Consider the following 25,832-nt stretch of genomic DNA (forward strand, 5'->3'; position numbering starts at 1 on the left):
GCAGACTCATCCGGCTCTGAGACGATAGGGCCGTGTACAGATGGTTTCGCGCCCTCGTGGCCTTGGTCGGAGCGCTCGCTTTGGGGGCAACCTCCCTCTTGGGAAGCTACCCGCTCGCCGGCGAGGCCGTTGCCGTCATACCCGTGGCCCTGGCAACAGCCGCTCTCGTCGGCGTTCTCGCCTTCGGCTGGCCGCGTCTGACTGACTCCCCGCAGCGCTGGCTGACGTCGATCATGCTGTTCGTGTTCGGCCTGGCCGGCATGGGCAGCACGTGGATGAGCATCTATCCGCCGCACTTGGAGTGGCTGCCGCTGCTGACGGGCTTGGCGCTGCTGTGGGCGTTCGTGCAGAACCTGGCTCGCGGCATTGAGGCTTCAAACGCCGTGGCCAATGTGTCGGCGCAGGTGGCCGGTGTGGTCGTGACGCTCGCGGCGTGTTCGTGGGCTGCGAGTTTCCGCCTGCCGGGCGATAAGTCGGCGATCATCATCGGACTGTCCGCCATTTTCTTGGCTCAATGCGCATCCATCCTGCCGTTCCCGGCCCGCTACACCTCGCCGTTGGCGATCATCGCGGGGCTCGTCGGCGCGCTCATCGCCTACTCCGCTTGGTCGTATCCGACCCAGACTCTCGTTTCGGCGAGCATCATGGGTGTGCTGCTCGGCGGTCTCGTCGCCGCTGTTGACCGTGCGCTCGCCCCGATTGCCGTCGGCCGCTTCCATGCGCGCAGTCCCAGGCGCAGTCCCAACCGCAGCAAAGTCCGCGAAGTCGGCGTTAACCTCACCCTGGGCGGAACACCTATTGCGCTCGGCGGTGTGGTTGTCTACATCTTCGATCAGCTGCCGCTGATCTTCCCCATGATCTGACCTGATCTGTGACCGGGTGGTCAGGTCGACTGACGAGGTGCCGGGCGCGTCTTCTTTCCAATCGCGCCCTGGGTACACTGATGGCATGGATAACTTCGTGGTTCTCGAAACCTTCTTCACCGTTCTTGTTGCCCTCGCCGGCCTCGGCACCATCGGTGTTGCGGCCAAGGTCATCACCAACCTCTTCAAGAGCCGCCGCTGATGGTCACCGAAATCCCTACGGACCTCGCTCCTGAGCTTGTGCCGCTGGCATGGGTCATCGGGTCCTGGGAGGGTGTTGGCGTTGTCGGCTACGCTGACGCTCCTGACACCCAGTTCGGCCAGCGCATCGACTTCGTCGCCCCTGTCGGCGCCCCGTTCCTGCACTACACCGCGCAGGCGTACACGCTTGACGACGACGGCAAGATCGACAAGACGCTGACCATGGAAACCGGCATCTGGCAGCTGGTGCGCCAGCGCGAGGCCCACGATGCCGGTCCGGGACTCATGGTGCCCACCGCGGACACTCCGTTCACGACGGCCGACTCCGTCGAAAAGCTGCGCGGAGACGACGACGCTTTCGAACTCGAAGTGTCGATCGTGCAGCCGCACGGGATCATGGAGCTCTACACCGGCCGCGTCAAAGGCCCGCGCATTGACTTGGCGACAGACCTCGTTGCCCGCACCACCACCTCGAAGGAATACAAGTCCTCCACCCGCATGTACGGGCTGGTCGAAGGTGATCTTCTGTGGGCATGGGACATGGCCGCACTCGGCAACCCTCTTGGCAGCCACGCTTCGGCACGGCTGAAGAAGGTTGCATGACAAAATTTCCATGACGATCGATCACACTGCCGAATACCCCTTGGAATGGGACGACGGGCCGACACTCGAAGAGCGCAGACGCCGCAGGCGGCGTAACCTGGCGATCTTCGTGTCGGTCTTTGTTGTGCTCGCGGTCATCGCGGGGTTCCTCGTGGCGGTCGTGGGAACGGCCACGGTGCGGTATCAGAACATCCGCGCTCATGCGGACAGTGCCGTTGAAGCGGCCCGACAGTTCGCTGATGACCTGCGCGACGACCCGCAGAATGCCGAAGCTTCACGGAAGAAGGCCTCGGACGAACTGCACGCGGCGCGGAAGGAAATCGACAAGTTCCCCATGCCGGTGCTGCGCAAGTCCACTGACGTCGATAAGAACGTGAGCATCGTTGCCACGATCCTCGACCAGTTCATCATCGTCGTCGATGAAGCCGCGCCGACCGCGGTGAAGCTCGCCCAGTCGACTTCGGTGTTCAAGGGCGAAGACGGCCAGTCGCTGACCGAGCGCATCAAAGCGCTCAAAGACGCCGGGCCGGCCCTGGCTGATGCGCCAAAGGCCATGAAAAAGCTCAAAGGCGCGCGGGACACTCTCAACAATGTTGATGAGGCCGGTGCGTGGAGGTCAGTGCGCTCACAGCTGCACAAGTCCCAAGATGCGCTGAACGACGCCTACGACACTTTCGAATCAGCAGTGCCTTTCGCGTCCTAGCGGTGCCTTCGGCGCGCAGCCCGAGCTTGGCGCCCGTCCTCGCTGCAGTATTCCCCGTCGAACAGTCAGGAGACCCCGTGAATTCGCTTCGCTACCCCCGCTCTGCAGCCGTCTACGGCATCGACGAACGCGCTGACGAAGTCCAGCACTTCGGCATGCCGCTGAAAGAACAGCGTGACCTCGCTGCCGGCCGTGGTGTCGCTGACCTTTCGAGCTTCCGCGTGTACACGCTCACCGGCGAAGACTGCCTGCGCTGGCTGCACTCCCTGACAACGCAGTCACTGGAGAACCTGCCGGCCGGCACAAGCACCGAAACGCTGATCCTGTCGGCCACCGGGCACATCGAACACTGGGTGCGGATCATCGCGGAAGAGGACAGCCTGTGGCTGATCTTCGAAACCGGCGGTGAAGAAGCCGTCGAATGGCTGAATTCGATGCGCTTCATGATGCGCGCAGAAATCACCGACCGCACGCCTGAGTTCCAGTGCGTTGGCACGGTCGGCCCCGCACCGGAAGGGCTTCCCGTCCAAGCCGAGTGGAACGACCCGTGGCCTGCAATCGGAGCCGGCTCCGCCTCGTATGCTGCCCTTGACTTGGGCCAGGAACAGGCTTCACCGAAACACCCGGGCCACACGAACGACCTGCGCATTCAGCTGTGCCCGCGGGAGCAGCTGCGCGACTGGCAGCCCGGCGGCGTTGCCGGCCGCGACGCGTGGGAGGCCCTGAGGATCGAGAACTGGCGGCCGTCCCCGCAGGACGTTGATTCGAAAACGCTCGTGGGCGAACTCGACGTGCTGCGCACCGCCGTGCACCTGGCCAAGGGCTGCTACCGCGGGCAGGAAGCCGTGGCGCGCGTACACAACCTGGGTCAGGTGCCGCGCCGCCTGGTGTTCCTGCACGTCGACGGTTCGACTCACACCATTCCGCGCCCGGGCGCGGAAGTCTATGCCGAAGTCCGAGGTGCCGAACGGGTGATCGGGCACCTGACCTCGACCGCGATCCACTATGAGTACGGGCCCGTGGCGCTTGCTCTGATCCGCCGCGGAACCAGTCCTGACGCACAGCTGCTGGTTGCCGGAGACGAAGACGAAAAGCTGCCGACCACGGTCGAAGAAATCGTTGCCTTTAAACGCGAAAACCGCGTCGGCCTGCCGCAGATCAATCGCGAAGTTGATCTTCGTCGGTTTGGCAGGTGAGCCGGTCTGCACGAACGCGTCAGAGAGTTCTACACTGACCTCATGACTACGTTGGAGCAGGGCGGGCAGAGCCTGCCGCAGGAACGCAAACTTGTAACCGAAATTCCCGGACCGAAGTCCCGTGAACTCGAACAGCGCCGCAAGGCTGCAGTGTGTGCCGGTGTCGGCAGTTCGCTGCCGGCCTACATCGTCGCCGGCGGTGGGGGCATCCTCAAGGACATCGACGGGAACCAGATCATCGACCTGGGTGCAGGCATTGCCGTCACAAACGTCGGCAACTCGAACCCGCGCGTTGTGAACCGTGCCAAGGACGCACTGGAAGCGTTCACCCACACGTGCTTCATGGTCAACCCGTACGAGGCGTACGTTGAAGTTGCCGAGGCACTCAACCGCCTGACCCCCGGCGACCACGAAAAGCGCACCCTGCTTCTTAACTCGGGTGCCGAAGCGGTCGAAAACGCCGTCAAGATCGCCCGCAGCTACACCAAGCGCAACGCGGTTGTCGTGTTCGACCACGCCTACCACGGCCGCACCAACCTCACGATGGCCATGACCGCGAAGGCCATGCCGTACAAGAAGGGCTTCGGCCCGTTCGCCGGCGAGGTCTACCGCGCACCCATGTCCTACCCGTTCCGCGACAACGCCGCTTACGGCACCAAGCTGTCCGGTGAAGAGGCCGCTAAGCGCGTCACCACCATGATCGACAAGCAGATCGGCGCTGAAGAAGTCGCTGCGATCGTCATCGAGCCCATCCAGGGTGAGGGCGGATTCATCGTCCCCGCCGAAGGCTTCCTGCCGGCTCTGCAGGAGTACGCGCAGAAGAACGGCATCGTCTTCGTCGTTGACGAAGTCCAGGCCGGCTTTGCCCGCACCGGCAAGATGTTCGCTTCCGAATGGGAGGGCATCACCCCTGACCTCGTCACCACCGCTAAGGGCATTGCCGGCGGTCTGCCGCTGTCGGCAGTCACCGGACGCGCCGAAATCATGGACGCCGTGCACGGCGGTGGCCTGGGCGGCACCTACTCCGGCAACCCCGTTGCCGTTGCCGGTGCCCTCGGCGCCATCGAAGCCTACGAACAGGACGGTCTCGCCCAGCGTGCTCTCGAGATCGGCGAAAAAATGGTTGACCGCTGCACCAAGCTGCAGTCGCGCTTCGCCGAAGTCGGCGACATCCGCGGCCGCGGTGCTATGCAGGCTGTCGAACTCGTTGTCGAAGGCACCACCGAACCGCACCCCACGCTCGCCGGTGATGTCGTCAAGTACTGCGCTGAACAGGGCGTTCTCGTTCTGTCCACCGGTACGTTCGGCAATGTGCTGCGCTTCCTGCCGCCGCTGACCATTTCGGACGAACTCCTCGACGACGCATTCGACGTCATGGAAGAGGCTTTCGCCAAGGCATTCGGCAAATGATCTGAACCGCGCGGTGGGGCTTGCCCTCACCGCGCGGCTAAGCCGCAGAAGCGCTTCCGGCCGTTGCAATCACGCAGCGGCCGGAAGCGTTTCTGCTGTTCTAGTCGGCTTTAGCCCTGGCAAACAGCGCTGCGATGATCGCGCCGGACACGTTGTGCCACACGCTGAAAACAGCGGCCGGCAGTGCTGCGAGAGGCGAAAAATAGGCTGCGGCAAGGGACGCTGCCAGCCCGGAGTTCTGCATGCCCACCTCAATGGACAGTGCGCGGCGCTGGGCGGGGGACAGGCCCGTGAGCCTTGCGGCTCCATAGCCCAGCGCCAGGCCGACGGCGTTGTGCAGGATGACGGCCAGCAGAACAATGAGCCCGGCGGATGCCAGGCTGCTCTTGGAACCGGCAACGACCACCGCGACGATCAGCGTGATCGTGATGGTTGAGAGCCACGGCAGGGCCGGTGCGACGACCTCCACGGCACGTGCCGCAAACAGCCGCACGACGACACCCAAAACGACCGGCACGAACACGGTTTTGACGATCGAGAGCATCATCGCCCCGGCCGACACCTCGAGGTAGGAACCGGCAAGCCACAGTGTGAGGATCGGCGTGAGCAGGGGAGCCAGCAGCGTTGATACCGTCGTCACGGTCACCGACAGCGCAACATCGCCGCGCGACAGGTAGGTGACGACGTTCGACGCTGTGCCGCCGGGCGCACAGCCTACGAGGATGACGCCGACGGCCAGCATGGGCTCCAGGCCCAGCAGGCGGACGATTGCCAGTCCGGCCAGCGGCATGATGGTGAACTGCAGAGCAACACCGATCAGCACTGCCCAGGGGCGCTTGGCGATGCGGGCGAAGTCCGGCATCGTGAGCGTCAGTCCCATGAGGAACATGACCACGCCCAGTGCCCACGGGATCGCGGGGCTCATGGCCACGAGCGTGTCGGATGCGGCGACTCCCAGCAGCCCGCCGAGCACCACCAGGACCGGGAACGCCGTCACGGCCAGTCGTGCGCTGCGGGTCTGCTGGTCGCCGGCTGCTCTGCCTGTGTGTACTGCTGACGAGGTGCCGCTCCCGCGGCCGCTGTCTTCGCTGGGTGAGTTCGTGTTCCCGGGTGCCATAGCGGGTAATCTACGCGCCAGAGCGCGTTCGGCCCAGTGAAATCTCACATGGCAAGAGAACCGCGGGTCCCGAGCCCCACCTCGGCAGTCCACCCCAGCCCCACCTCGGCAGTCCACCCCAGCCCCGCCTCGGCAGTCCACCCCAGCCCCGCCTCGGCGACCTGAGGGAATTACTCGCGGCTCAGGGGTGTTCCGGGATTATGACTGAATCACCGTTGAAGCTTTCGATTCTTGACCTTGTGCCGGTACGCGGCGAGCAGACCACCAGTGATGCCCTGCGGGCCTCGAAGTCGTTTGTGGAAAAGGCCGATGCGCTGGGCTACACCCGCTACTGGGTGGCTGAGCACCACAACATGCCGGCCATTGCATCGAGCCACCCGGCTGTCGAGCTTATGCACTTGGGCCAGAACACCAAGCAGATCCGCTTGGGCTCCGGCGGTGTCATGCTGCCCAACCACGCCCCGTATGCCGTTGCCGAGCAGTTCTCCCTGCTGGCTGCCGTCTACGGTGACCGGATTGATCTGGGCATTGGGCGTGCACCGGGCACCGACCCGTTTACGCGCATGGCCATGTGGGGTCACCTGGGGGATGGCCAGGTGGTCAATCGTGAAGGCCAGCCGGTTGACCCGGTGGAGTACTTCCCGCAGCACGTCATGGACATTCTGCGCCTGCTGAGCCCGGAGGGCCTGGACGTGGAGCTGTTCGGCGATCGCAAGCACACTCTGCGCGCTACCCCGAAGCTTGAGGTCAATCCGGCAGCCCAGGTGTGGCTTCTGGGTTCGAGCAATTACTCAAGCCAGCTGGCCGCGGCACTGGGGCTGCCCTACGTGTTCGCCAATCACTTTGCCGGCCGCGGCGCACAGCAGGCCATGCAGACGTACCGTGACCAGTTCGAAGCAAGCCAGTTCGGAAGCCAGCCGCGCAGCTTCATGACGGCGAACGTCGTTGTTGCTGAAACCGAGGAAGAGGCGTGGAACCTCGCACAGCCTTTCCTCTACCAGATGGCGAACCTGCGGGTGGGTGCTCCCATGCGTTCCATGCCGACCGTCGGGCGGGAAACCGACGAGGTCATGTCTGCCGGGCATCGCGCGGTTGCGGACAAGCTCGCGCAGACCTACATCATCGCCACACCGAAGGACGCCGCCCGTCAGCTGCGCGAACTGGCAGCCGAGGGCGGCGTCGACGAAGTCATGATGCAGGCGGTAGCCGGCGGTTACCCGGACGAGGACCTGGGCAGTTCGGTCGCCCGAGAGCGGACTCTCGAGCTTCTGGCCGAAGAGCTCTTCTGATCCTCTAGCTTCCCGGGGCTCTTAGGCTCCCGAGGTGCCGCCGGCCTGGTCTGCGCCTTCGCCTGCTTGCCGTAGGCGGATGGCGCGGGCCTGGTTGTCGGCGAGTTCCACCAGCAGGCGTCGCTGTGCTGCGGGTGCCTGCGGGTGTTCGTCCAACCACGTGTTCGTCAGGTCGAGCACGCGCTGCAGGTCCTTGCCCCACGTGGGGTAGAGGCCCAGCACCAGACGGCGTGCGATTTCGATTGAGTGGTCAGCCCAGAACGATTCGAGTCGCTCAAAGTACTGTTCCACGTACGGTTCGCACAGCGGCAGGGCGCTCGGTGCTGTGAAGCCCTGGATGGTGGCACTCAGCGCGTCGTTGGACAGTGTGTGGTCGTCGACGGCTGCGGTGAACGCACGCTGTTTGGCCAGTGCCAGAGGCATGGCCGCCCGTGCTGTGCGCGCCCTCAGCGCTCCCGCACCGGTGTTGTCGAGTGCTGCTTCCGCATCGATGTCTTCGTGGTCGGCCCAGCCCTGTGTGACGAGCGCGGTCAGTGCCAGCCAGCGCAGTGAGTGGTCGATTTTCAGGTTGTCCGCCCCGTCGGTCAGGGTGCTGCCGAGCTCTGCGTCGAGCACTGCCGATGCCATTTCCCGTCCGGCGGCGTCTACGGGGTGCGGTTGGGTGAGCACCGTCGAGCGCTGTACCAGCAGCAGTGTCAGTTCGGCCAGGTCGAGCTGGACATCCGATCCAGATGTGGCCGTCGCCAGGGCGTCGAGTGCTGAGCCGAGCAGTGACCGCAGCGCCTCTGGGTGTTCGGCGTCGGCCGTCCATCGGTCGAGTGCGCCGAGCACTGTCTGGCGCATCCCGCCGGCGATGCCGGCGTGGTCTTCACGGCCGAGGGAACGTGCGTGGGCCTCAATGAGGTCTGTCACGGGCAGCAGCCCGTCGCGGGCGGCGTTGGTGAGTGCCGACCAGACCAGCGCCCGGTCCATGGGGTCTGCCAGGCGGCTTACGTGGCGCAGCGCCGTAGCGGTCGAGCGTTCGTCCAGACGGATTTTGACGAAGTCGTCGTCGCCGTGATTGACCAGCAGGAGGTCGGGGGCGGGCTTGCCGATCAGCTGGGGGACATCGGCCGTTGCCGTGTCGAAGTCCAGCGTGAACATGTCCGTGAGGTCAAGGGCCGCACCGTTTTTGGTGAATATGCCCACCCGCATGGTGTGCGGGCGCAGCACGTCGGACCCGTCGCAGTTGCGCTGGTAGGCCTTGGCCCCGGTGATGGTGCCGTCTGCGTCGACGTCCAGGTTGATCCCGATTTCGCTCACGCCGGTGGTCTGCAGCCAAGCCTGAGCCCAGCCCCGTACGTCCCGGTCCGGAGCTGCCGCATCGAGTGCGGACAGGAAGTCCTCCAGCGTGGTGCTGCCGTAGGCGTGGTCGCGGAAGTACTGGCGGGAGCCTTCGCGGAAGGCGTCAATGCCCACGTACGCGACCAGCTGTTTGAGCACGGAAGCGCCCTTGGCGTAGGTGATGCCGTCGAAGTTGAGCTTTGCGGCTTCGACGTCGGGAATGTCTGCGACGATCGGGTGGGTTGTGGGGTATTGGTCTTGGCGGTACGCCCAGTCTTTGCGCGACAGTGCGAAGGACACCCAGCCGTCGTCGAATTCGGTGGCTTCGGCCAGGGCGAGTCCGCCCATGTAGTCGGCGAAGGACTCTTTGAGCCACAGGTCGTCCCACCAGGTCATGGTTGCCAGGTCCCCGAACCACATGTGCGCCATTTCGTGCAGGATGACGTTGGCGCGGCCTTCCAGCTGGCGGCGAGTGACGGCGTCCCGGAACAGGTAGTCGTCGGTGAAGGTCACCAGGCCGGGGTTCTCCATGGCGCCGAGGTTGTATTCGGGCACGAAGATCTGGTCGTACTTGCCCCACGGGTAGGGGTAGTCGAAGAAGTCCATGAAGAAGTCCAGGCCCTGCTTCGTGACCGTGAAGATGGATTCGGGGTCCATGTGGTCGGCGAGGCTGGCCCGGGCGTACAGGCCCAGTGGGATGGTGAGGTCTGTGCCGTTTTCGCCGGCACCGGCACGGGTGTAGGTGTCGGTGAGTTCGACGTAGTGGCCGGCGCACACGCATGTGATGTAGCTCGACTGGCGCAGGGTGGGCGCGAAGCTGTGCCGCGTGATGTCCTTGGCGACCTCTTCGGAGTCCTGAGCTGCTCCGCCGGACAGCACCGTGAAATCGGACGGGGCGGTCACGTCGAATTCGAATACGGCTTTGAGGTCCGGCTGGTCGAAGTTGGCGAACACTCGGCGGGCGTCGGTCGGTTCGTACTGCGTGTACAGGTAGACCTTGTCGTCTGCCGGGTCGAAGAATCGGTGCATGCCCTCACCGGAGCGCGAGTACAGCGCTTTCGCTCCGATGGTCAGTTCGTTGTGTCCGGCGGTGACGGGGAAGGTTACGCGGAAGCCGTCGAAGGCCGAGGCCGGATCGAGGTCCTGCCCGTTGATGCTGACGGCGTACACCGAATCGGCGATGATGTCGATGAACGTCGTGGCGTCTTCCGCCGCGGTGAACGTCACGGTGGTCACGGAGTCGTAGGTGGGGATATCACGGTTGGGTGCACCGGACACGTCGAGGCTGACGCGGTAGGTGTCGAGGGTGAGCAGACGTGCTCGTTCTTGTGCTTCTTTGCGAGTGAGATTTGATGTCATTGGTCCTCCGCCGAACAGCTTTTCATATTTCGCTGAGGGTGGATATATAGACTTCAGGAGGAGGTGCGTCAGTGAGTACAGTCAAGCAGCCGTCTAGGGCCAGACGCCTGGGTTCGTACGTGGGGCTGCGCGCTCGGCTGGGTCTGCGCCGCATCAAGGCGAACTTCAGCCAGTATCTGCAGGTGGTCATCGGCGCTGTTGTGGCGTATTCGTTCTGTTTGCTGGTGCTTGGCCACCAGTACCCGTTCTTGGCGGCCGTCGCCGCAACCGTGGGAACGGGTGTTGTCACAGACCGTCGTCTGCGGCGGGCCACAGAGTTCGGCATCGGCGCGATTTTCGGCGTGCTGGCCGGCGAGGTGGTGCTGTCGCTGTTCGGCACGGGCATCTGGCAGATGGCTCTGGTCATGTTCTGCGGCATTCTTGTGGGCGCGCTCATCAATTCCGGCCCGCTGTTCATCACGCAGATCGGCGTGCAGTCCATCTACGTGGTCACGGTTCCACCTGCGCTGAATGCATATCCCTTTGATCGAACCGTCGACGCTGCTGTCGGCGCGTCTGTCGCAATCCTCATGAGCCTCATCGTGCCGCACGATGCGCGCAAGGCCCCGCGGGACCGAGCGGCGTCTCTGCTCGATGAGATCTCTGAGATTCTGCAGGCCATTTCGCGCAGCATCCGAACGGCCGATACTGGGGCTGCGCAGCGTGCGCTGGAACGGGCACGTGATACCCAGAGCTTTGTCGACCAGTGGCGCAGTTCGGTCAACGTGTCGAAGGAAGCGACTCGCATCAACGCGCGGTCGCGCCGCTACGCAGCCGAGGTCAACCGACTTGCCCGCGCCGCCGAATACGCGGACCGCTCCATGCGCATGGTGCGGATTGTGGCGCGCCGGTCGGTCACGCTGACCCAGACGGGCGAGGCCAGGCCGGAGATCTCGGGTCTCATCGATGCGCTCGCCGAGGGCAGCTCGATGCTCGGCATTGCGCTGCGCCGCGGTACGTCTCGTGTGCCGGCCGAAGAGTACCTGTCATCGGTGGCGGCTCGCCTGGACGTCAAGGCGCCTTTTGTTGAAGACCGTCTGGACGAAACGATCATTCTCATGCTGCGCCCGCTGGCGCACGACCTCATGTGCGCTGCCGGTCTGACCGAAGCCGCAGCTGATGACATCCTGCCGGGCCTGCCGGAACTTGGAGAGAACTGACCGGCACGTGAGTGCCGGGGCTCCTGGTGAGCCAGGTGCCCCGGGGGGAGTGGCCCGGGGAGCTTCCGGCACCTCGTGGAACCACAAGGCTGACGAGGTGCCGGTCACCTGGTGCGGCAAATCTGCAGCTGATCAATTTTCCACACGTTTTGGCACACAGCGTCGATGTCTGCTTGATTGTGGCTGGTCAGAAGCACAGTGCGACCTTCTTCCCGAAGTTCGTGCAGGAGCGTGCGGATCCGCTCAACGCTGCTGTCATCGAGCCCGTTGAATGCTTCGTCGAGGATGATCATCTTCTGACCTTCCATAAAGGCTTGGGCAATAGACAGTTTTTGCTTCATGCCGAGAGAGTAGTTGCGTGCTTTTTGTTTGAGGCTTGGGTCGAGGCCGACTCTTTCCATTGCCGCGGCTGCCTCATCTGGGCCGATGACCCGACGAATTCGGGCGAGGTCGAGTAGATTCTCTAAGCCTGTGAGGTGGCCAAGATAGGCCGGACGGTCGATCACGACCCCGACTTCGGTCGGGAAATCAGCGCGGGGACTTCTGAGGCTTTGGTCCAATCGGATGCTTCCGGAATCGGGCCGCTGCAGTCCGACGATCATTTTGAATAGGACTGATTTCCCTGAGCCGTTAGGGCCTTGAAGACCGTGGATTCGGTTTTCCTCGATCTCCATTGACGCTGATCGAAAGATTTCTGTGCCTTTGAAGGACTTGGATACGTTGTCGATATGCACAAGCGGCTGATTCATGGTTTCCACCGTTCGATGTAGTCGGGTGAGGGAGAGCAGGTCAGTGTCTGTCTGCTTCTGGCAGAGGTCTGAATTTGGAGATCAGAATCAGCAGGGCAGCACTGCTGCAGAAGCTGATTGCTGAGGCGCCCGCGGTCCAGGAGGATTCCCAAGCACCTAGAAAACCGGTTGCGGAAGGTGCAGGCCATAGCGGGTTCGCCGCGGGCAAAGTGGATGCTCCTGCCGCAACTAGGACGAGCGCGGCAGAACCGATTCGCGAAGTCGCCCATACTGCGGCCAGGGCCAACATGATCGTTGCCATGGAGCTGGCAGTCCCGCCGAGTACGACTGCGAGCCAGTCGGTCCAGACAGCCGGGGTGAGGCCGTAGATCATGCCGCTGGCTGCGCAGAGAAGCACAAAGGCCGAAGCTGAAACGAGTGTGCGCGCCGTGTCGGTCACCAGTTCGCGGATCAGTACGCGTGACGCTGTTCCGTGCCGAAGGGCTACAAGAGAGAATCGGGGAAGGACCCACCCGGACCAGCGGACGAGCGAGACCATCGCCAGTCCCAGCCAGACGATGACGCCATAAGCCCAGTGGACGAAGGACAGTCCGGCAGGCGACGTTCCGTAGAACAGCGCATCCGCCGCTGTGTCTTCTGGGGATGCGAGCAACAACAGCATCCAGGCTAGAGCGAGTGCTGTAAGAAACCACACGCTTCGAGGTGTTCGAAGGACTCGAAGGGCGGTGTGGATTCCAGCTCCGGCCTGTATGACAGTTAATGTCGCGATGCTGAAGGCGATGCAGGGGTATATCCAAACGCTCAGGCCGTTTACGGCCGGATGTATCGGCAAAAGAAAAGAGATCGGATTCACCGTTGGCGGAAGGAACTCTGCCCGGAATAGGACGGGTGGCAGAAGAATCAAGCAGGCGGCTGAAATCCTGTGTGCAAAGAGTGAGACACGGCACGCCACCGCGAGCCCTGCGGCAGCAGCCGCCAAGGTTCCAGCCCATGCGAATAGCGGAACGAGGAGTGCGCTGAGGACTGGAGTTTCTGCGAGTGCGAATGCGCTGAGCACCTGTGACCCAGCGGCGTCACCGGGCATTGTGGCGAAGCTGCTCCATGACAGGCTTAGGCCGTTTCCTGTCGCAGTGATTGCAGAGCCGACCGCAGCTCCCACACCTGCAGCGAGTCCTGCGAATGCACCGGTGATCGCCTCCGAGGCAACGGCTGCCCTCACTGTGCCCCGCCGGAGAATTCGCAAGGGAGACATGGAGCTCTGCTGGCCAGTCGCGCTGGCGATGATCAAAACTGGCCACACTGAATACATCAGGGGGTAAGGGTCATGTGAGCCTGCAACAACCGACTCCCAAAAAGAAACCCGCGCATCTGTTGGGATAGGAGGAAAAACAAGACCGAAGACAAAATAGACCCCAGCGCTCGCTAAAAAGATGAGACTGGCTTTTCGCAGGGCCTCTGGGCTTGGCAATGCTTGTGAAACGCGGGTCGAAGAGATTGTGTTCTGACCATGCCTAGGGGGTGCCGAATTCATCGAAGCGCCCGGGGTAAGCGAGGAGACCACAGCGTAAAGCCCACCGTGCCGAGGACCGTGAGCAGTACGACGCAGGTCGTTATGACCGGCTCGTGGAGTGGCCCCTGTTCCAGTCCGGTCGGCAACACTGCGTTGTCAGGCATGAACATCTCCAGCTGTGCGATTGCCAGAGCGGTGCCGACAAGAAAAACAACTGCGGGGCCGAGGAGCAGCGCCAGGAACGGATTGCGCAGATGCATCGCCAAAGCGGCGAAAAGAGCTGTGTAGAGAAGGCCGTGGAAAGCTGTCCAGAAGATCATGAAAACGACGAATTTCCAGGTTCCTGTGTGCGCAAATTGGCTGAATGTCATGTCTTCTGCCACTGGAAGAACCCGTTGTTCTGGCATGAAGGCGACCTGGTCGAATGCGGGTGCAATGGCAAAGGCCCACATTGCGGCCAACCCGATAGCTGAGCCAAACGCAAGTGCTCCTATCGCAGCTGAGCGAACAACGTGGGTTCCAACATAGGAACTCCGTCCCCGGCGAGCGATGATCGGCATCCATCCAGCGGCTTGAGTCTCCTGGAGCACGACGGGCACATAGAGAAGCGCTGCGTAGAAGACGAACAGCAGCGGCAGAACGTTGCCGATCGAAAAAATGAAAAGATCAGCCGGATCGGCGATGACGTTCGACGGTGCCGCTAGTGAACCATAGAGCACAGGAGTGAAGGCGATGAGAATGCCGACCGCAGCGGTCGGCGCAAATCGCTTGACATTGGCTGCTGAGAGAGGCTTTTCCCCAGCGAGCGCTGGAAATACTCGCTGGGGAAAAGCGCTGACTATTGCATGTTTCAGTTGCTCTTCCACTTTCCTGAGACTTGGACATTCACTCGGGTTGTGAGGTTGGTGCTGAACTGCACACGAGTCTTCTTTTCAGCTCCGACTCCGTTGGGCAGATCTCTGGATCTGTTCAGAAAGTTTTTGTTCATGCCTTCTCCTTTGAAGTTCCTTAAACCAGAATAGTAAATGTATGGCTTGAGTCACGTCAATGCTTCGTTTAGCGTTTTATTTGGATGCTGCGGTCCATGGTCTTGCGCCCGGCTAGAATGGCGGCATGCAGGTGCTCGGGAATATCCAAATGGGAATCATGATGCTCATCCAGGTGGGCGTCTTCGCTTTGACGACGATCGCGTTCATCGACTCGCTGCGATTCTCTGACGAGGCCTACAAAGCCATTGACCGCCACTCTAAGGCGCTGTGGTGCATCATCCTGGGTGTGGCCGCGGCCTTGGCGTTCGTCAACCTGCCGATCACCGGCGGCACGGGTGGTCTTGGCCTGCTGGGCATTGCCAGCATCGTGGCCGCCGGCATCTATCTGGGCGACATGGCCAAGAAGCTGCGCGCCGTTCAGCCCCGACGTGACCGGCGATGACGCGCGCGATTCTGCCCGGCGCGGAAGAGCACTACACGGCCATCATCGGCTCGGGTGAGCCCACGACCGTCTTCGCGCACGGCTTCGGCGGCAGCATTCGCGACACCAGGCCCTTCGGAACCGGTATTCGCGGCTCAAAAGTCTTTCCCCACATGCCCGGCCACGGAGGCAACCCATCGCCGGGACCCGGCTGGGACTATCCAATGCTCGCTCGTGCGCTTGCAGGTGTTCTTGAGCGCACTGACGCTGATCACGCACTCGGGGTTTCCATGAGCGCGGGCGCGCTCGCCCGGCTCATCACTGACGGGCATCCGGCTGCACGCAGTCTGAAAAAGGTCGCTTTTGTCCTCCCGGCCTCGTGGACCCCGCCGCCCGAACACCTCATGGAGAACTTTGAGGCGTACACGACGATGCTGCGCGGCTATGTCGAATCCGGTGATGAAGACGGCCTCGTTCGGGCTCTTGTGGAACGCGAAGCGCCCGAAGTGCGGCAGATGCCGGAAGCCCAGCAGTTCACTCGCGGGCGAGCCCGGGCCATCATGACCACCGACCTCAAAGACGGCATCGGCCTGGCACGCCAGACGGCTGTCGACAACCCGGCCGGCGCAGCAGACTTCGCAGGCGAAGTTCTTGTGCTGACCCACGAAGACGACAACAGCCACCCTGTTGAAGTCGCACAGAAATATGCGGCGGCGTTCCCCAGCGCGCACCTCGAAGTTCTGCCGCGCGGCTCCATCCTGTGGCGCGGCCGCCAGGACGTGCGCCGCATACTGGGTGAGTTCTTTGGCAGCTGAGCCGCCGATGCCGAACTCATCCGCTCGCCGTTTGGCACTCATATCCCTGCACACGTCCCCAGCTGCCCAACCCGGTGCCGGTGATGCCGGGGGACTGAACGTGTACGCCCTCAACGTGGCCCGGGAAATCGCGGCCGCCGGGCACACCGTCGACATCTTCACAGCGGACCCGCAGCTGCAGAGCGGCAGCCAGCAGGCACCTCGTGAACTGAGTCCCGGAATCCGTGCCCACCTGTTGGAGACGAGAGCCCAGACAAAAGAGGAACTCGCAGCCGACATCGACATCCTGGCCCGGCAGCTGAGCGAACACCCCGACTACCGTGCCGCCGAGTGCGTGTGGGCGCACTACTGGATTTCAGCCGACGCAGCCCTGCGCGCGAAGCCGCACAAACCGACCGCAGTGTCGTTCCACACGATGGCAGCGGTTAAGGAGCGCGACTTCCCGGGGCACAGCGAACCGGCCCAGAGGCTGGAAGCCGAACGGCGGATCGCGCAGACGGCCGACACCATCGTGGCCAACACCCCGGCAGAAGCCGAAGACGCGCAGGAACTCCTGGGCGCGAAGGCTGACAGAGTGCTCACGGCGCCGCCGGGTGTGCGCGCAGACATTTTCACCCCCGGCGACCAGGCCGAAGCGCGCAGCCGGGTGGGCGTGGACGCCGACCTGCTGGTTCTGGGTGTCGGCCGCATGCAGCGCGTCAAGGGAACCGATTTGGCGATCGAAACCCTCGCATCGCTGCGTGCTCTGCGGCCGGACCTGGCGAGCCGCACGCGCATGGTCCAGCTGGGCGCGGCATCCGGGGACGCACACGACAGCGTGTACACCGAACTGGCCGAGAGGCTCGGGGTTGCTGAGGTTCTTGAGATCCGCGAACCCGTGCCGGCCGAAGAGCTAGCCGACTGGTACAGGGCGGCTGACGTGGTGATCGTGCCGTCGCGCTCGGAGTCCTTCGGCTTTGTCGCCGCCGAGGCGTCAGCCGCCGGCCGTGCGGTTCTCGCCTCGCGCGTGGGCGGGCTGGAGGTCATCGTCGACAGCGGAACAACAGGCGTACTGCTGGCTAAGCGGGACCACCGGCTGTGGGCCGAGGAGCTCGCACGGCTGCTCGACGATGCTGGGCTGCGTGATCGCCTGGGGCGGGCGGCGCACAAGCGTGCACAGAGGTTTACGTGGCAGGCCTGTGCTGAGAAGGTAATGGAAGCACTCACTGTTGCCAGAGCGGGTGGAAAGCCTGCCGGGGAGGAACGAATGACGTCGATCGAAGAAACAGCATCTGCCCTGGTCACTTGGGCCAAAGACGCGGAGGTCGAATTCGATGTGGTCGACGTCGGCCACTTGGTCGTCACGCTGCCGGGCGAAAAGAAGCTCAAAACCACCGTGTCGGTTCGCTTCACGCCCAGCCGAGTCGACCTGCAGGCGTTCCTCATGCGCAGGCCTGACGAAAACCATGCCGCGTTCTACAGGTGGATGCTGCGACGCAACCAGATCCTCCACCTCGTGTCGTTTTTCCTCGACCCGCACGGAGACGTCTACCTGCGGGCATCGATTCCAGCATCCGCGTGGACGCCTGAAATCATCGACCAGGTGATGGGTGAAATCCTCACGGTCTCCGACGGCAGCTTCAACGACCTTCTGGTCCACGGCTTCCTCACCTCGATGAAGCGCGAATGGGCGTGGCGGATCGCCCGCGGCGAATCCACCCGCAACCTCGAAGCATTCAAACACCTGCTGGATACAGACGACAACGAATTCATCGGCACGTTCAGTGAAACCGACGACGACTGAGACAAGCCCCGACGGCTTGGCGGATAACCCTGCCGAGCTAGACCTGCGCATGGAAGAATAGAGACATGACTTACAACCTCGTGCTGCTGCGCCACGGCGAAAGCGAATGGAACAAGAAGAACCTCTTCACCGGCTGGGTTGACGTACCCCTGACCGACAAGGGCCGCACTGAAGCCGCCCGGGCCGGTGAGCTGCTGACAGAAGCGGGACTCGCTCCCGATGTCCTGCACACCTCGCGCCTGAAGCGCGCCATCATCACATCGAACCTCACGCTGGAAACCGCTGACCGGTCCTGGATCGATGTCAAGCGCTCCTGGCGCCTGAACGAACGCCACTACGGTGCCCTGCAGGGCAAGAACAAGGCCGAAGTGCGCGACGAATTCGGCGAAGAGCAGTTCATGACGTGGCGTCGTTCGTTCGACACCCCGCCGCCGGAACTCGACGATGCCTCGGAATGGTCGCAGGCAGGGGAAGCCCGCTACGCAAACCTGGGTTCGGCCATTCCGCGCACCGAATGCCTGGGGGATGTCATCAAGCGACTGCTGCCGTACTGGTACGACGAGATCGTTCCGGACCTCCAGCTGGGCCGCACGGTTCTGGTCACCGCACACGGCAATTCGCTGCGGGCACTCGTCAAGCACCTCGACGGTATCAGCGACGAAGAGATCGTGGGACTCAACATCCCCACCGGCATTCCGCTGCACTACGAACTCGACGAAGACTTCAAGCCGGTGACCCCCGGTGGTCGCTACCTCGACCCGGAAGCCGCAGCAGAAGCCGCTGCCGCGGTCGCAGCCCAGGGCAAGAAGTGAGCTGAGCTTCGGCGCTGAAGTTCAGTGCGCTGAAGTTCAGCATCAACGCAAAGGCCCGGTGTCCGTCAGGACACCGGGCCTTATGCGTTCAGTAGTCTGCTGTTGATCCTATGATGCTCAGGCTTCGTCCTGCTGAGCGCGGATGTCGGCGAGTTCAGCTTCACGGCGGGCCGGTTCGGAGTCGTGAAGGGTTGACAGCGTCGGTTCGAACGAACCGGTCAGCAGGTATTCAACGCGGTGTGCCACGTTGACGGCCTGGTCGCCGAAGCGCTCGAAGTAGCGGGAGATCAGCGTGACATCGGCAATCTGGCTGGGCGAGATTTCGCCTTGGGACAGTTCGCCGATGATGGTGAACACTCGCAGGTGAAGAGTGTCAAGCTCTTCGTCGATGGCGGCGATCATCGGCACGGCTGCAGTGCCGGGTTCGCTCAGCAGCTGAACCAGAGCGTTGCCGATGCGGACCGCGGTCGTGCCCATGTGGGTGAAGACGTCGCGGAACTGCTCCGGCAGAGCCGGTTCGGGGTGGCGGATGCGAACGAGCGAGCCGATGTGGCGGGCGAGGTCGCCCATGCGCTCGATGGCAACCGACATCTTCAGCGCCGCGATGACAGCGCGCAGATCAGCGGCAACGGGGGCCTGGAGGGCCAGCACTTCTGCTGAACGGCGGTCCAGGGACGCCTGCATGCCGTCGATCGAATCGTCTGCGGCGATCACCTGCTGAGCGAGTTCGAGGTTGTTTTCCAAGAGAGCCTGAACTGAGCCCTCCATAGCCACGGTGGCCTTTTCGGCCATTTCGACGAGTCCGTCGGCGATGGATTCGAGTTCATTGCGGAAGGCTTCGCGCACTCGAGGTCCTTTCCTTGAAGTTCTACGTGAGGCACTGTACACCCACACGAATCAAGTTAACGTTTTCAAGCGGGAGTTAAACGAGCCTGTCTCCAATATGAATACCACGGGAAATATCGTCAACTCCGTCGCTTTCAGATAGAACCCGCGTCACCATCCGTTTAGGCTGTCAGTGTGGACGTGTTGATCATTTCGCTCATCACCGGCGGAGTTGGCCTCATTTTGGGCATCGCCGGGATTCTTGCGTTCCGCATGTCCGAAAGCTCGTGGTCGTCCGCATCCCTGCACTCGGACGATGAACTTCCTGACGGCATTGCCGAAGTCCTTGCTGTTCTGCCCAGCGCGGCAATTGTCATTGACGCCGGTGACGATGTCACGAAGGCATCGCCTGCCGCCTACACGTTTGGTCTTGTGCGCGGTCACGTGCTGGCCGCGCCGCAGCTGCGCGAAGCCGTTGCGCGAGTGCGTGTGCGTGGTCTGATCGAAGAGATCGACTTTGAAACTCAGCGCGGGTCGGATGAAAAGAGCCGCCGCTATCTGCACGCTCGCGTTGCTCCGCTGGCAGAGGCCTATGTTCTTGTGCTGTGTGACGACCAGACTGAGTCCCACCGCATCAACGCTGTCCGACGCGACTTCGTGGCGAATGTTTCACACGAACTCAAAACACCCATCGGCGCGATCTCCCTCATGGCAGAAGCCGTTACCGACTTTTCGGACGACCCCGAAGCCGTGCAGCGCTTCGGCGGCAAACTTCAGAAGGAATCTGCTCGCCTGGCGCAGCTTGTCCAGGAGATCATCAACCTTTCCCGCGTACAGGACAACGAACAGCTGGAATCAACTGCCCGGGTCGAGCTCGACGACGTCGTGCAGGAGGCTGTCGATCGGGCGCGGACGAATGCCGAAGCAAAAGGCATCGATCTGTCAGTCTCCGGCAGCCCTGGCACCGCTGTGCAGGGTTCGTTTGACCTTCTGGTCAATGCGGTGCGCAATCTGATTGACAATGCGGTCAACTATTCGAACTCCGGCACTTCTGTGGGCATCAGCGTGGAGTTTGCGGACGGCGATGCTTCGATCACCGTCACCGACCACGGGATCGGCATTTCCCCAGAAGAATCCGAGCGCATCTTTGAGCGCTTCTATCGGGTTGATCCGGCGCGTTCGCGCAATACGGGCGGCACCGGACTGGGTCTGTCGATCGTCAAGCACATCGTGGCCACCCATGGCGGCCGCATCGACGTGTGGAGTCGTCCCGGTGAGGGGTCTACCTTCACCATCATTCTGCCGGCCACGCCGGCTGATAATGTTCGGCTTCTGAAGCCGCCGGAAAACAAGACCTCGGACGGAATGTCTGTCGAAGGTCACGAGAGAAAGGCATGAGTTGACCAAGATTCTGCTCGTCGAAGACGAAGAGTCGCTGTCGGACCCGCTGTCCTACCTGCTGGGTCGCGAAGGCTACGACGTTGTTGTGGCTGCTGACGGCAAGAAGGCGGTCGAGGAATTCGAGACCGGCGGGGCAGACCTGGTGCTTTTGGACCTCATGCTGCCCGGTCTGCCGGGTACTGAAGTCTGCCGCACTATTCGCAGCAAATCGAACGTGCCGATCATCATGCTCACTGCAAAGGACGCCGAAATCGACAAGGTTGTGGGTCTGGAGCTCGGCGCGGATGACTATGTGACGAAGCCGTATTCTTCGCGCGAACTTCTGGCGCGCATTCGCGCTGTTCTGCGCCGTGGTTCAGCGTCTGTTGACGATGAATTCGACGACGTTCTCGAAGCCGGCGGTGTGCGCGTGGATGTTGACCGTCACGTGGTCACGGTGCGCGGTGAGGAAATGCAGCTGCCGCTGAAGGAATTCGAGCTTCTGGAAATGCTGGTTCGCAACGCCGGTCGCGTTATGACGCGCGGTCAGCTGATCGACCGGGTCTGGGGCTCCGACTACGTGGGAGACACCAAGACCCTCGACGTCCACATCAAGCGTCTGCGCGCCAAGATCGAGGTCAACCCCTCCGAACCCAAGCTGCTGACAACACTGCGCGGACTGGGCTACAAGTTCGAAGACTGAGGCGCTGCAGTCTGAGCGGCTGCGCCCATTAGGACTGAACTAAGACAGTTGGCTGGTTGAACAAAGTGCCAACGGGCTGAGACAAAGCCAAAGGTGAGGCCCTCGGGTGGAACTCCACTCGGGGGCCTCTGCTTTAGGCGGTCGCCTACGCTTTAGCGACGGATCCACGCTTTAGCAGTGGCTGTTTTCGCGCAGATTCCGGCTATCGGGTGTTTGCGTGCGGCTAACGGGTGTTTTTCTTGCTTAGGGGTGTTTTTGTCGAGGCGGAGGTGGGGAGGGCGCGCCCGCGCCGCCGAGGTGGGGCTTGTGCTGGGACCCGAATTCCACTTAGGCATTCCCTTGTGCTGCCTCTTGTGGGCGGTCGCCTACGCTTTAGCAACGGATCCACGCTTTAGCAGTGGCTGTTTTTGCGCAGATTCCGGCTATCGGGTGTTTGTGTGCGGCTAACGGGTGTTTTTGTTGCTTAGGGGTGTTTTTGCCGAGGCGGAGGTGGGGCTTGTGCCGGTCTGGTTTGCTCTGGTTGCCGAGGCGGCGCCACATGCAAGAGGTCCCCGAGCGACAATCGCTCGGGGACCTCTGCTGTAAGCCTGTGGTTAAGAACCTTCCCGCTGTGGGAGCAGACTCACCGGCTTCACTGTCCGGTGGTGCTGTCCGTTGTGGTGTCAGCGCCGGCGGACGGTTCGCTGCTGGGCTCCAGGGTCTTGTAGTACCAGTGGCTGCCGTCGAGGATCTGCGTCTGCACGTCTTCGGAGTTGCCGTTGACGGTGACCGTGACGTCGACGAGGGTGCCGGTTTTCTGGTTCAGGCCGGTGACGATGACTTCCTTGTCGCCTTCAGCGTTGGGGTTCTGCGGGTCCTGCGAGAAAGTGTCCCCAGCTTTGACGGTCTGCTTGACGGTCTTGTCGCCGGCCTCAATCGAGACTTCGGCGGTTTCTTCGCTGTTGTTGACCAGCGTGTAGAACAGCTGGGCTTTTTCCTGGTCTTCGTCTGAGATGAGCAGGATGCCGCGAACGTCCACACCGTCAATCGAGGTGGCCGCGCCGTCGCCACCGTTGTAGTGGTACTTGGCGGTCTGCTGAGAAGAGATCAGTGCGGCACAGCCGGTGAGGGGTGCAACCAGGGCTGCTGCGAGCGCGACGGCGCCGAAGCGGGTCAGCCTTTTCACGATTAAAGCTCCTAGAAGAAGAAATGCTAAGCCTCTGACCGCATCGTACCTGTTTTTGTCAACGGTCCGAAACTCGGGTCACAGGATTCAGTATGGAATCTCCCATGGTCCTCTGAAAGTGCCAGTAGAGCGCTATATCACACTGTGGACCGCTGTCGCCCAATTTGCGGAAAGTGTCGTGGTAAGATGGGTCACCGAAAGGGGACTAAAGAGTATGAGTTTTCAGGTTGGAGACACCGTCGTCTACCCGCACCACGGTGCAGCCACTGTTCAAGAAGTGAACACCCGCAAGATCAAGGGTGAAGAGACCGTCTTCCTCAAGCTTGAGGTTTCGCACGGCGATCTGACAATCGAAGTCCCTGCTGAGAACTGCGACCTCGTCGGTGTTCGCGACGTCGTCAACGCAGAGGGTCTGGAAAAGGTCTTCGAAGTTCTGCGCGCTGAAGTGGCCGAAGAGCCCACTAACTGGTCGCGCCGCTACAAGGCCAATCTCGAAAAGTTCCAGTCCGGCGATGTCATCAAGGTTGCCGAAGTTGTTCGCGACCTGTGGCGCCGCGAACAGGACCGCGGACTTTCCACTGGTGAAAAGCGCATGCTTGCCAAAGCACGTCAGGTTCTGGTTTCTGAACTGGCTCTGGCCAAGGAAAAGGAAGAGGACGAAGCCGAAGCAATGCTTGACGAGGTTCTCGCTTCCTGATTTCTGTTACACGGCCCGCGCTCAGACTGTTCTGAGCGCGGGCTTTGTGCTTCTGTGTCGGCTGCTTCCCCGCGTTGACGCCGCCACCGCCATCAGCCGCCATGTCGCTGCCGCCGGCTACCATTGCTGTCGTGGAGACAGCTCTCATCATTCCCGCCGCCGGGTCCGGTACGCGCTTGGGCGCTGACCGTCCGAAGGCCTTCGTTGAACTGGCAGGCCGCACACTCTTGGCGTGGTCCCTGTGCTCTGGTCTGCGTGCCGGCTGCGGGCTCACCGTCATTGCCGCACCCGCCGACTTGCTGGAAGAAGCGCGCGCCATCGCAGACGCCGAATGTGACTCGCTCAATGTCTCACGCAGTCTGGTTGCGGTCGTTGAAGGCGGTGCTGAGCGCACAGATTCCGTCGCTGCCGCACTGGAACTGCTCGAAACCGCCAGCCCTGCCTTCGTCCTTGTGCACGATGCAGCTCGAGCGCTCACCCCAGACGAGGTCTTTGCCCGCGTGATCGATGCTCTGCGCGCCGGTGAACGCAATGTGGTGCCGACCCTCCCGGTAGCCGACACCATCAGGACAGTGGCGGGCGGCACCTCGTCAGTGGAAGACCTCGCGACACCGGTCGACCGCTCCCAGCTCAGACGAGTCCAGACTCCGCAGGGCTTCCGCAAGGAGGACCTGCGGGCGGCCCACCGGCACGCTCGCCAGACCGGTCTTTCGGCAACTGACGATGCGGGGCTCCTGGAAGCCATCGGCATTCCCGCCAGGGGAGTGCCGGGGGCAGAAGCGGCACACAAAATCACGTACCCCGAAGATCTGCGCACAGCGCGCGCTCGACTGCAAGGAGAATGACAATGCGGGTGGGAATCGGCTTTGACACCCACGCTTTTTCGGACGACCCACAGCGGCCCCTGTGGTTGGCGGGCTTGCTGTGGGAAGACGCCGGGCCGGGCCTGGAGGGGCACTCGGATTCCGATGCGGTGGCGCACGCATGCTGTGACGCGCTGTTCTCTGCCGCCGGCATCGGCGACCTGGGCGCGCACTTCGGTGTTGACCGCCCGGAACTTGCCGGAGCGTCCGGTGCTGAACTGCTGAAAGAAGCCGCCCGCCTGGTGCGCGAAGCCGGTTTTTCCATTGGCAACATCGCGGTGCAGGCCGTGTGCACTCGCCCCAAAATAGGCACCCGCCGGGCCGAAGCCCAGCGGGTGCTGAGTGTTGCCGCCGGAGCGCCGGTCGCGGTGTCCGGCACGACGTCTGACGGTTTGGGCTTCACCGGTCGAGGTGAAGGGGTCGCCGCTGTGGCGACCGCCCTGGTTTACCAGGCGTGAGGTTCGTCCGGTGCGAGTTCATCGCCGCCGGTGACTTCCTCAACTGACTTACCGCGCGTCACGATGACGCCGATCAGCCACACGATGGCGAAGATGCCGAACGTCCACAGCATCTGCGTGCGGGTGTCCGGAGCGAACATGCCCAGCACGATGACGGCCAGCAGAGCGGCCGCGGTCAGCCACGACAGGACCGGGTAGCCCCACATCTTCATGGGCAGCGGGGTGCCGTCGCGTTCGGCGCGGTGGCGCAGGATGATGTGGCTGGCCACGGTCGCGATCCAGGTCACGAGCAGTGTTGAGCCGACCACGTTGAGGCCGATGAACAGCACATTGTCCTGGTTGAAGGCGTTGACGAGCACGGATGCGAAGCCGATGAGGACCGACACCATGATCGCTGGAATCGGCACGCCCCTGTTGTTTGCGCGTCCCGTGGCCGCCGGCGCCATGCCGCGGTGGGCCAGCGAGAACACCATGCGGGAGGCTCCGTACACGTTCGCGTTGAGCGAGCTCAGCAGAGCCACCACGATGATGATGGCCATGATGGCGCCCACTGCCGGCAGTCCGGTGGTCGTCAGGGTCGTGACGAACGGGTTTTCAGCAAGGTCCGGGTTGTCCCAGCGGACAGCGAGGATCATGAGCGTCACCGAACCCATGTAGAACACGAGGATACGCAGCACGATGCCCGCGATCGCCTTGCGGATAGAGGTTTCCGGATCTGCTGTTTCAGCTGCTGCGACCGCGAGGATCTCAATGCCCCCGAACGCGAAGATCACGATGAGCAGGCCGGTGCCGATGCCGCCGATGCCCGAGGGCGCCAGGTCGATGCCCTGCACATTGCTCAGACCGGGGGATTCACCGGGGGTCAGGCCGAACAGGAAGGCTGCGACCACGATGAGGAACAGGATGACGAAGGCGACCTTGATGAAGCTGAACCAGTATTCGAATTCGCCGAACGAGCCGACGCCCATGAGGTTGATGACGGTGAAGATGAGCATGAAGGCCAGCACCCAGATCCACTGGGGAACATCCGGGAAGAACGCCGAGCGCATGATCTGCGCGGCGGCTGTCGCCTCAACCGCGACGACCAGGCACAGCTGCACCCACCACAGCCATCCGACGGCAAAAGCGGCCGCGGGGCCCAGCGCCTTGCCGGCGTAGTAGGAGAACGCTCCCGGGTTGGGGTCGGCGGCAACCATTTCGCCGAGCATCCGCATAACCGAGATGATGATGAGTCCGGCAGCCACATAGGCCAGAAGAATTGCCGGGCCGGCAACGGCGATGCCCTCGCCGACGCCGAGGAAGAGGCCCGCGCCGATTGCCGACCCGAGGCTCATCATGACAAGGTGCCGGGTCTTCAGGCGCTTCTGCAGTTGGGTGGTGGCCATGAAAATCCTTTATG

Annotated in this window: 24 protein-coding genes; 16 read left to right on the plus strand and 8 right to left on the minus strand. The window is 62.7% G+C overall.

The genetic code is table 11. The features are described from left to right. Positions 1-32 precede the first annotated feature (32 nt). The 5 genes from HMPREF3092_RS03370 to gabT all read left to right on the plus strand — a co-directional run bounded on the left by HMPREF3092_RS03370 (position 33) and on the right by gabT (position 4,976). Positions 33-863: an ammonia permease gene (locus HMPREF3092_RS03370; RefSeq protein ID WP_256174369.1), complete on the plus strand. Its 831-nt coding sequence runs from the start codon at positions 33-35 to the stop codon at positions 861-863. Between the two features lie 201 nt (positions 864-1,064). Then, on the plus strand, positions 1,065-1,667 hold the full coding sequence (locus HMPREF3092_RS03375) for a heme-binding beta-barrel domain-containing protein (protein WP_019175807.1): 603 nt from the start codon (positions 1,065-1,067) through the stop codon (positions 1,665-1,667). 10 nt (positions 1,668-1,677) lie between these two features. Next, positions 1,678-2,370 (plus strand): hypothetical protein, encoded by a 693-nt coding sequence (locus HMPREF3092_RS03380; RefSeq protein ID WP_019175806.1) that lies wholly within the window; start codon positions 1,678-1,680, stop codon positions 2,368-2,370. Positions 2,371-2,447: 77 nt separating this feature from the next. After that, complete coding sequence (locus HMPREF3092_RS03385; RefSeq protein ID WP_070423836.1) at positions 2,448-3,566, plus strand: CAF17-like 4Fe-4S cluster assembly/insertion protein YgfZ; 1,119 nt, start codon at positions 2,448-2,450, stop codon at positions 3,564-3,566. A 42-nt stretch (positions 3,567-3,608) separates the two neighbouring features. Then, positions 3,609-4,976, plus strand: coding sequence for a 4-aminobutyrate--2-oxoglutarate transaminase (gene gabT, locus HMPREF3092_RS03390; RefSeq protein ID WP_070423837.1), 1,368 nt, complete (start codon positions 3,609-3,611; stop codon positions 4,974-4,976). Positions 4,977-5,076: 100 nt separating this feature from the next. Here gabT and HMPREF3092_RS03395 read toward each other — a convergent pair whose 3' ends face one another. Beyond that, positions 5,077-6,093 carry a bile acid:sodium symporter family protein gene (locus HMPREF3092_RS03395; protein WP_070423838.1) on the minus strand — a complete coding sequence of 339 codons (1,017 nt, stop codon included), beginning with the start codon at positions 6,091-6,093 and terminating at the stop codon, positions 5,077-5,079. Positions 6,094-6,293: 200 nt separating this feature from the next. Here HMPREF3092_RS03395 and HMPREF3092_RS03400 point away from each other — a divergent pair, with 200 nt between their 5' ends. Then, a complete protein-coding gene (locus tag HMPREF3092_RS03400; RefSeq protein WP_218079001.1) occupies positions 6,294-7,382 on the plus strand; it encodes an LLM class flavin-dependent oxidoreductase in 1,089 nt (362 codons plus the stop codon). 21 nt (positions 7,383-7,403) lie between these two features. On the opposite strand, the gene pepN is transcribed toward HMPREF3092_RS03400, so the two are convergent. Continuing rightward, positions 7,404-10,064: an aminopeptidase N gene (gene pepN, locus HMPREF3092_RS03405; protein WP_070423840.1), complete on the minus strand. Its 2,661-nt coding sequence runs from the start codon at positions 10,062-10,064 to the stop codon at positions 7,404-7,406. A 71-nt stretch (positions 10,065-10,135) separates the two neighbouring features. On the opposite strand from pepN, the gene HMPREF3092_RS03410 reads away from it, so the two are divergent. Continuing rightward, on the plus strand, positions 10,136-11,263 hold the full coding sequence (locus HMPREF3092_RS03410) for an FUSC family protein (protein WP_256174370.1): 1,128 nt from the start codon (positions 10,136-10,138) through the stop codon (positions 11,261-11,263). A gap of 104 nt (positions 11,264-11,367) precedes the next feature. Here the strand turns inward: HMPREF3092_RS03410 and HMPREF3092_RS03415 are convergent, their stop codons facing one another. From HMPREF3092_RS03415 to HMPREF3092_RS03430, 3 genes are all read right to left on the minus strand, one after another. Then, positions 11,368-12,012: an ABC transporter ATP-binding protein gene (locus HMPREF3092_RS03415; RefSeq protein WP_062020052.1), complete on the minus strand. Its 645-nt coding sequence runs from the start codon at positions 12,010-12,012 to the stop codon at positions 11,368-11,370. A 40-nt stretch (positions 12,013-12,052) separates the two neighbouring features. Further along, positions 12,053-12,664: a hypothetical protein gene (locus HMPREF3092_RS03420; RefSeq protein WP_141737946.1), complete on the minus strand. Its 612-nt coding sequence runs from the start codon at positions 12,662-12,664 to the stop codon at positions 12,053-12,055. Between the two features lie 875 nt (positions 12,665-13,539). Next, positions 13,540-14,388: a hypothetical protein gene (locus tag HMPREF3092_RS03430; RefSeq protein ID WP_070423842.1), complete on the minus strand. Its 849-nt coding sequence runs from the start codon at positions 14,386-14,388 to the stop codon at positions 13,540-13,542. A 247-nt stretch (positions 14,389-14,635) separates the two neighbouring features. Here HMPREF3092_RS03430 and HMPREF3092_RS03435 point away from each other — a divergent pair, with 247 nt between their 5' ends. The 4 genes from HMPREF3092_RS03435 to HMPREF3092_RS03450 all read left to right on the plus strand — a co-directional run bounded on the left by HMPREF3092_RS03435 (position 14,636) and on the right by HMPREF3092_RS03450 (position 18,342). Further along, positions 14,636-14,953 (plus strand): DUF2516 family protein, encoded by a 318-nt coding sequence (locus tag HMPREF3092_RS03435; protein ID WP_062020059.1) that lies wholly within the window; start codon positions 14,636-14,638, stop codon positions 14,951-14,953. Beyond that, positions 14,950-15,747 (plus strand): alpha/beta fold hydrolase, encoded by a 798-nt coding sequence (locus tag HMPREF3092_RS03440; protein ID WP_070423843.1) that lies wholly within the window; start codon positions 14,950-14,952, stop codon positions 15,745-15,747. The genes HMPREF3092_RS03435 and HMPREF3092_RS03440 overlap by 4 nt, the downstream gene beginning before the upstream one ends. A 7-nt stretch (positions 15,748-15,754) precedes the next feature. Then, complete coding sequence (locus HMPREF3092_RS10945; RefSeq protein ID WP_176745683.1) at positions 15,755-17,530, plus strand: glycosyltransferase; 1,776 nt, start codon at positions 15,755-15,757, stop codon at positions 17,528-17,530. A gap of 65 nt (positions 17,531-17,595) precedes the next feature. Then, on the plus strand, positions 17,596-18,342 hold the full coding sequence (locus HMPREF3092_RS03450) for a phosphoglyceromutase (RefSeq protein WP_070423844.1): 747 nt from the start codon (positions 17,596-17,598) through the stop codon (positions 18,340-18,342). 117 nt (positions 18,343-18,459) lie between these two features. On the opposite strand, the gene phoU is transcribed toward HMPREF3092_RS03450, so the two are convergent. Continuing rightward, entirely contained in the window at positions 18,460-19,188 is a 729-nt protein-coding gene (gene phoU, locus HMPREF3092_RS03455) for a phosphate signaling complex protein PhoU (protein ID WP_019175790.1), read from the minus strand. A 174-nt stretch (positions 19,189-19,362) separates the two neighbouring features. Here phoU and HMPREF3092_RS03460 point away from each other — a divergent pair, with 174 nt between their 5' ends. After that, positions 19,363-20,565, plus strand: coding sequence for a sensor histidine kinase (locus HMPREF3092_RS03460; protein WP_070423845.1), 1,203 nt, complete (start codon positions 19,363-19,365; stop codon positions 20,563-20,565). A gap of 1 nt (position 20,566) precedes the next feature. Then, positions 20,567-21,250 carry a response regulator transcription factor gene (locus tag HMPREF3092_RS03465; RefSeq protein WP_019175788.1) on the plus strand — a complete coding sequence of 228 codons (684 nt, stop codon included), beginning with the start codon at positions 20,567-20,569 and terminating at the stop codon, positions 21,248-21,250. A gap of 631 nt (positions 21,251-21,881) precedes the next feature. On the opposite strand, the gene HMPREF3092_RS03470 is transcribed toward HMPREF3092_RS03465, so the two are convergent. Continuing rightward, positions 21,882-22,415 (minus strand): hypothetical protein, encoded by a 534-nt coding sequence (locus tag HMPREF3092_RS03470; RefSeq protein WP_070423846.1) that lies wholly within the window; start codon positions 22,413-22,415, stop codon positions 21,882-21,884. Between the two features lie 214 nt (positions 22,416-22,629). On the opposite strand from HMPREF3092_RS03470, the gene HMPREF3092_RS03475 reads away from it, so the two are divergent. The 3 genes from HMPREF3092_RS03475 to ispF all read left to right on the plus strand — a co-directional run bounded on the left by HMPREF3092_RS03475 (position 22,630) and on the right by ispF (position 24,433). Next, positions 22,630-23,112: a CarD family transcriptional regulator gene (locus HMPREF3092_RS03475; RefSeq protein ID WP_019175786.1), complete on the plus strand. Its 483-nt coding sequence runs from the start codon at positions 22,630-22,632 to the stop codon at positions 23,110-23,112. Positions 23,113-23,243: 131 nt separating this feature from the next. After that, entirely contained in the window at positions 23,244-23,957 is a 714-nt protein-coding gene (gene ispD / locus HMPREF3092_RS03480) for a 2-C-methyl-D-erythritol 4-phosphate cytidylyltransferase (protein WP_256174371.1), read from the plus strand. Next, positions 23,954-24,433, plus strand: a complete 480-nt coding sequence (gene ispF / locus HMPREF3092_RS03485) for a 2-C-methyl-D-erythritol 2,4-cyclodiphosphate synthase (protein ID WP_070423848.1) — start codon at positions 23,954-23,956, stop codon at positions 24,431-24,433. Before ispD ends, ispF begins: the two co-directional genes overlap by 4 nt. Here ispF and HMPREF3092_RS03490 read toward each other — a convergent pair. Continuing rightward, positions 24,421-25,818, minus strand: coding sequence for an amino acid permease (locus tag HMPREF3092_RS03490; RefSeq protein WP_070423849.1), 1,398 nt, complete (start codon positions 25,816-25,818; stop codon positions 24,421-24,423). The genes ispF and HMPREF3092_RS03490 overlap by 13 nt on opposite strands. Between the last annotated feature and the right edge of the window lie 14 nt (positions 25,819-25,832).

The sequence above is a fragment of the Brevibacterium sp. HMSC24B04 genome (assembly GCF_001806835.1).
Classification (GTDB): Bacteria; Actinomycetota; Actinomycetes; order Actinomycetales; family Brevibacteriaceae; genus Brevibacterium; species Brevibacterium ravenspurgense.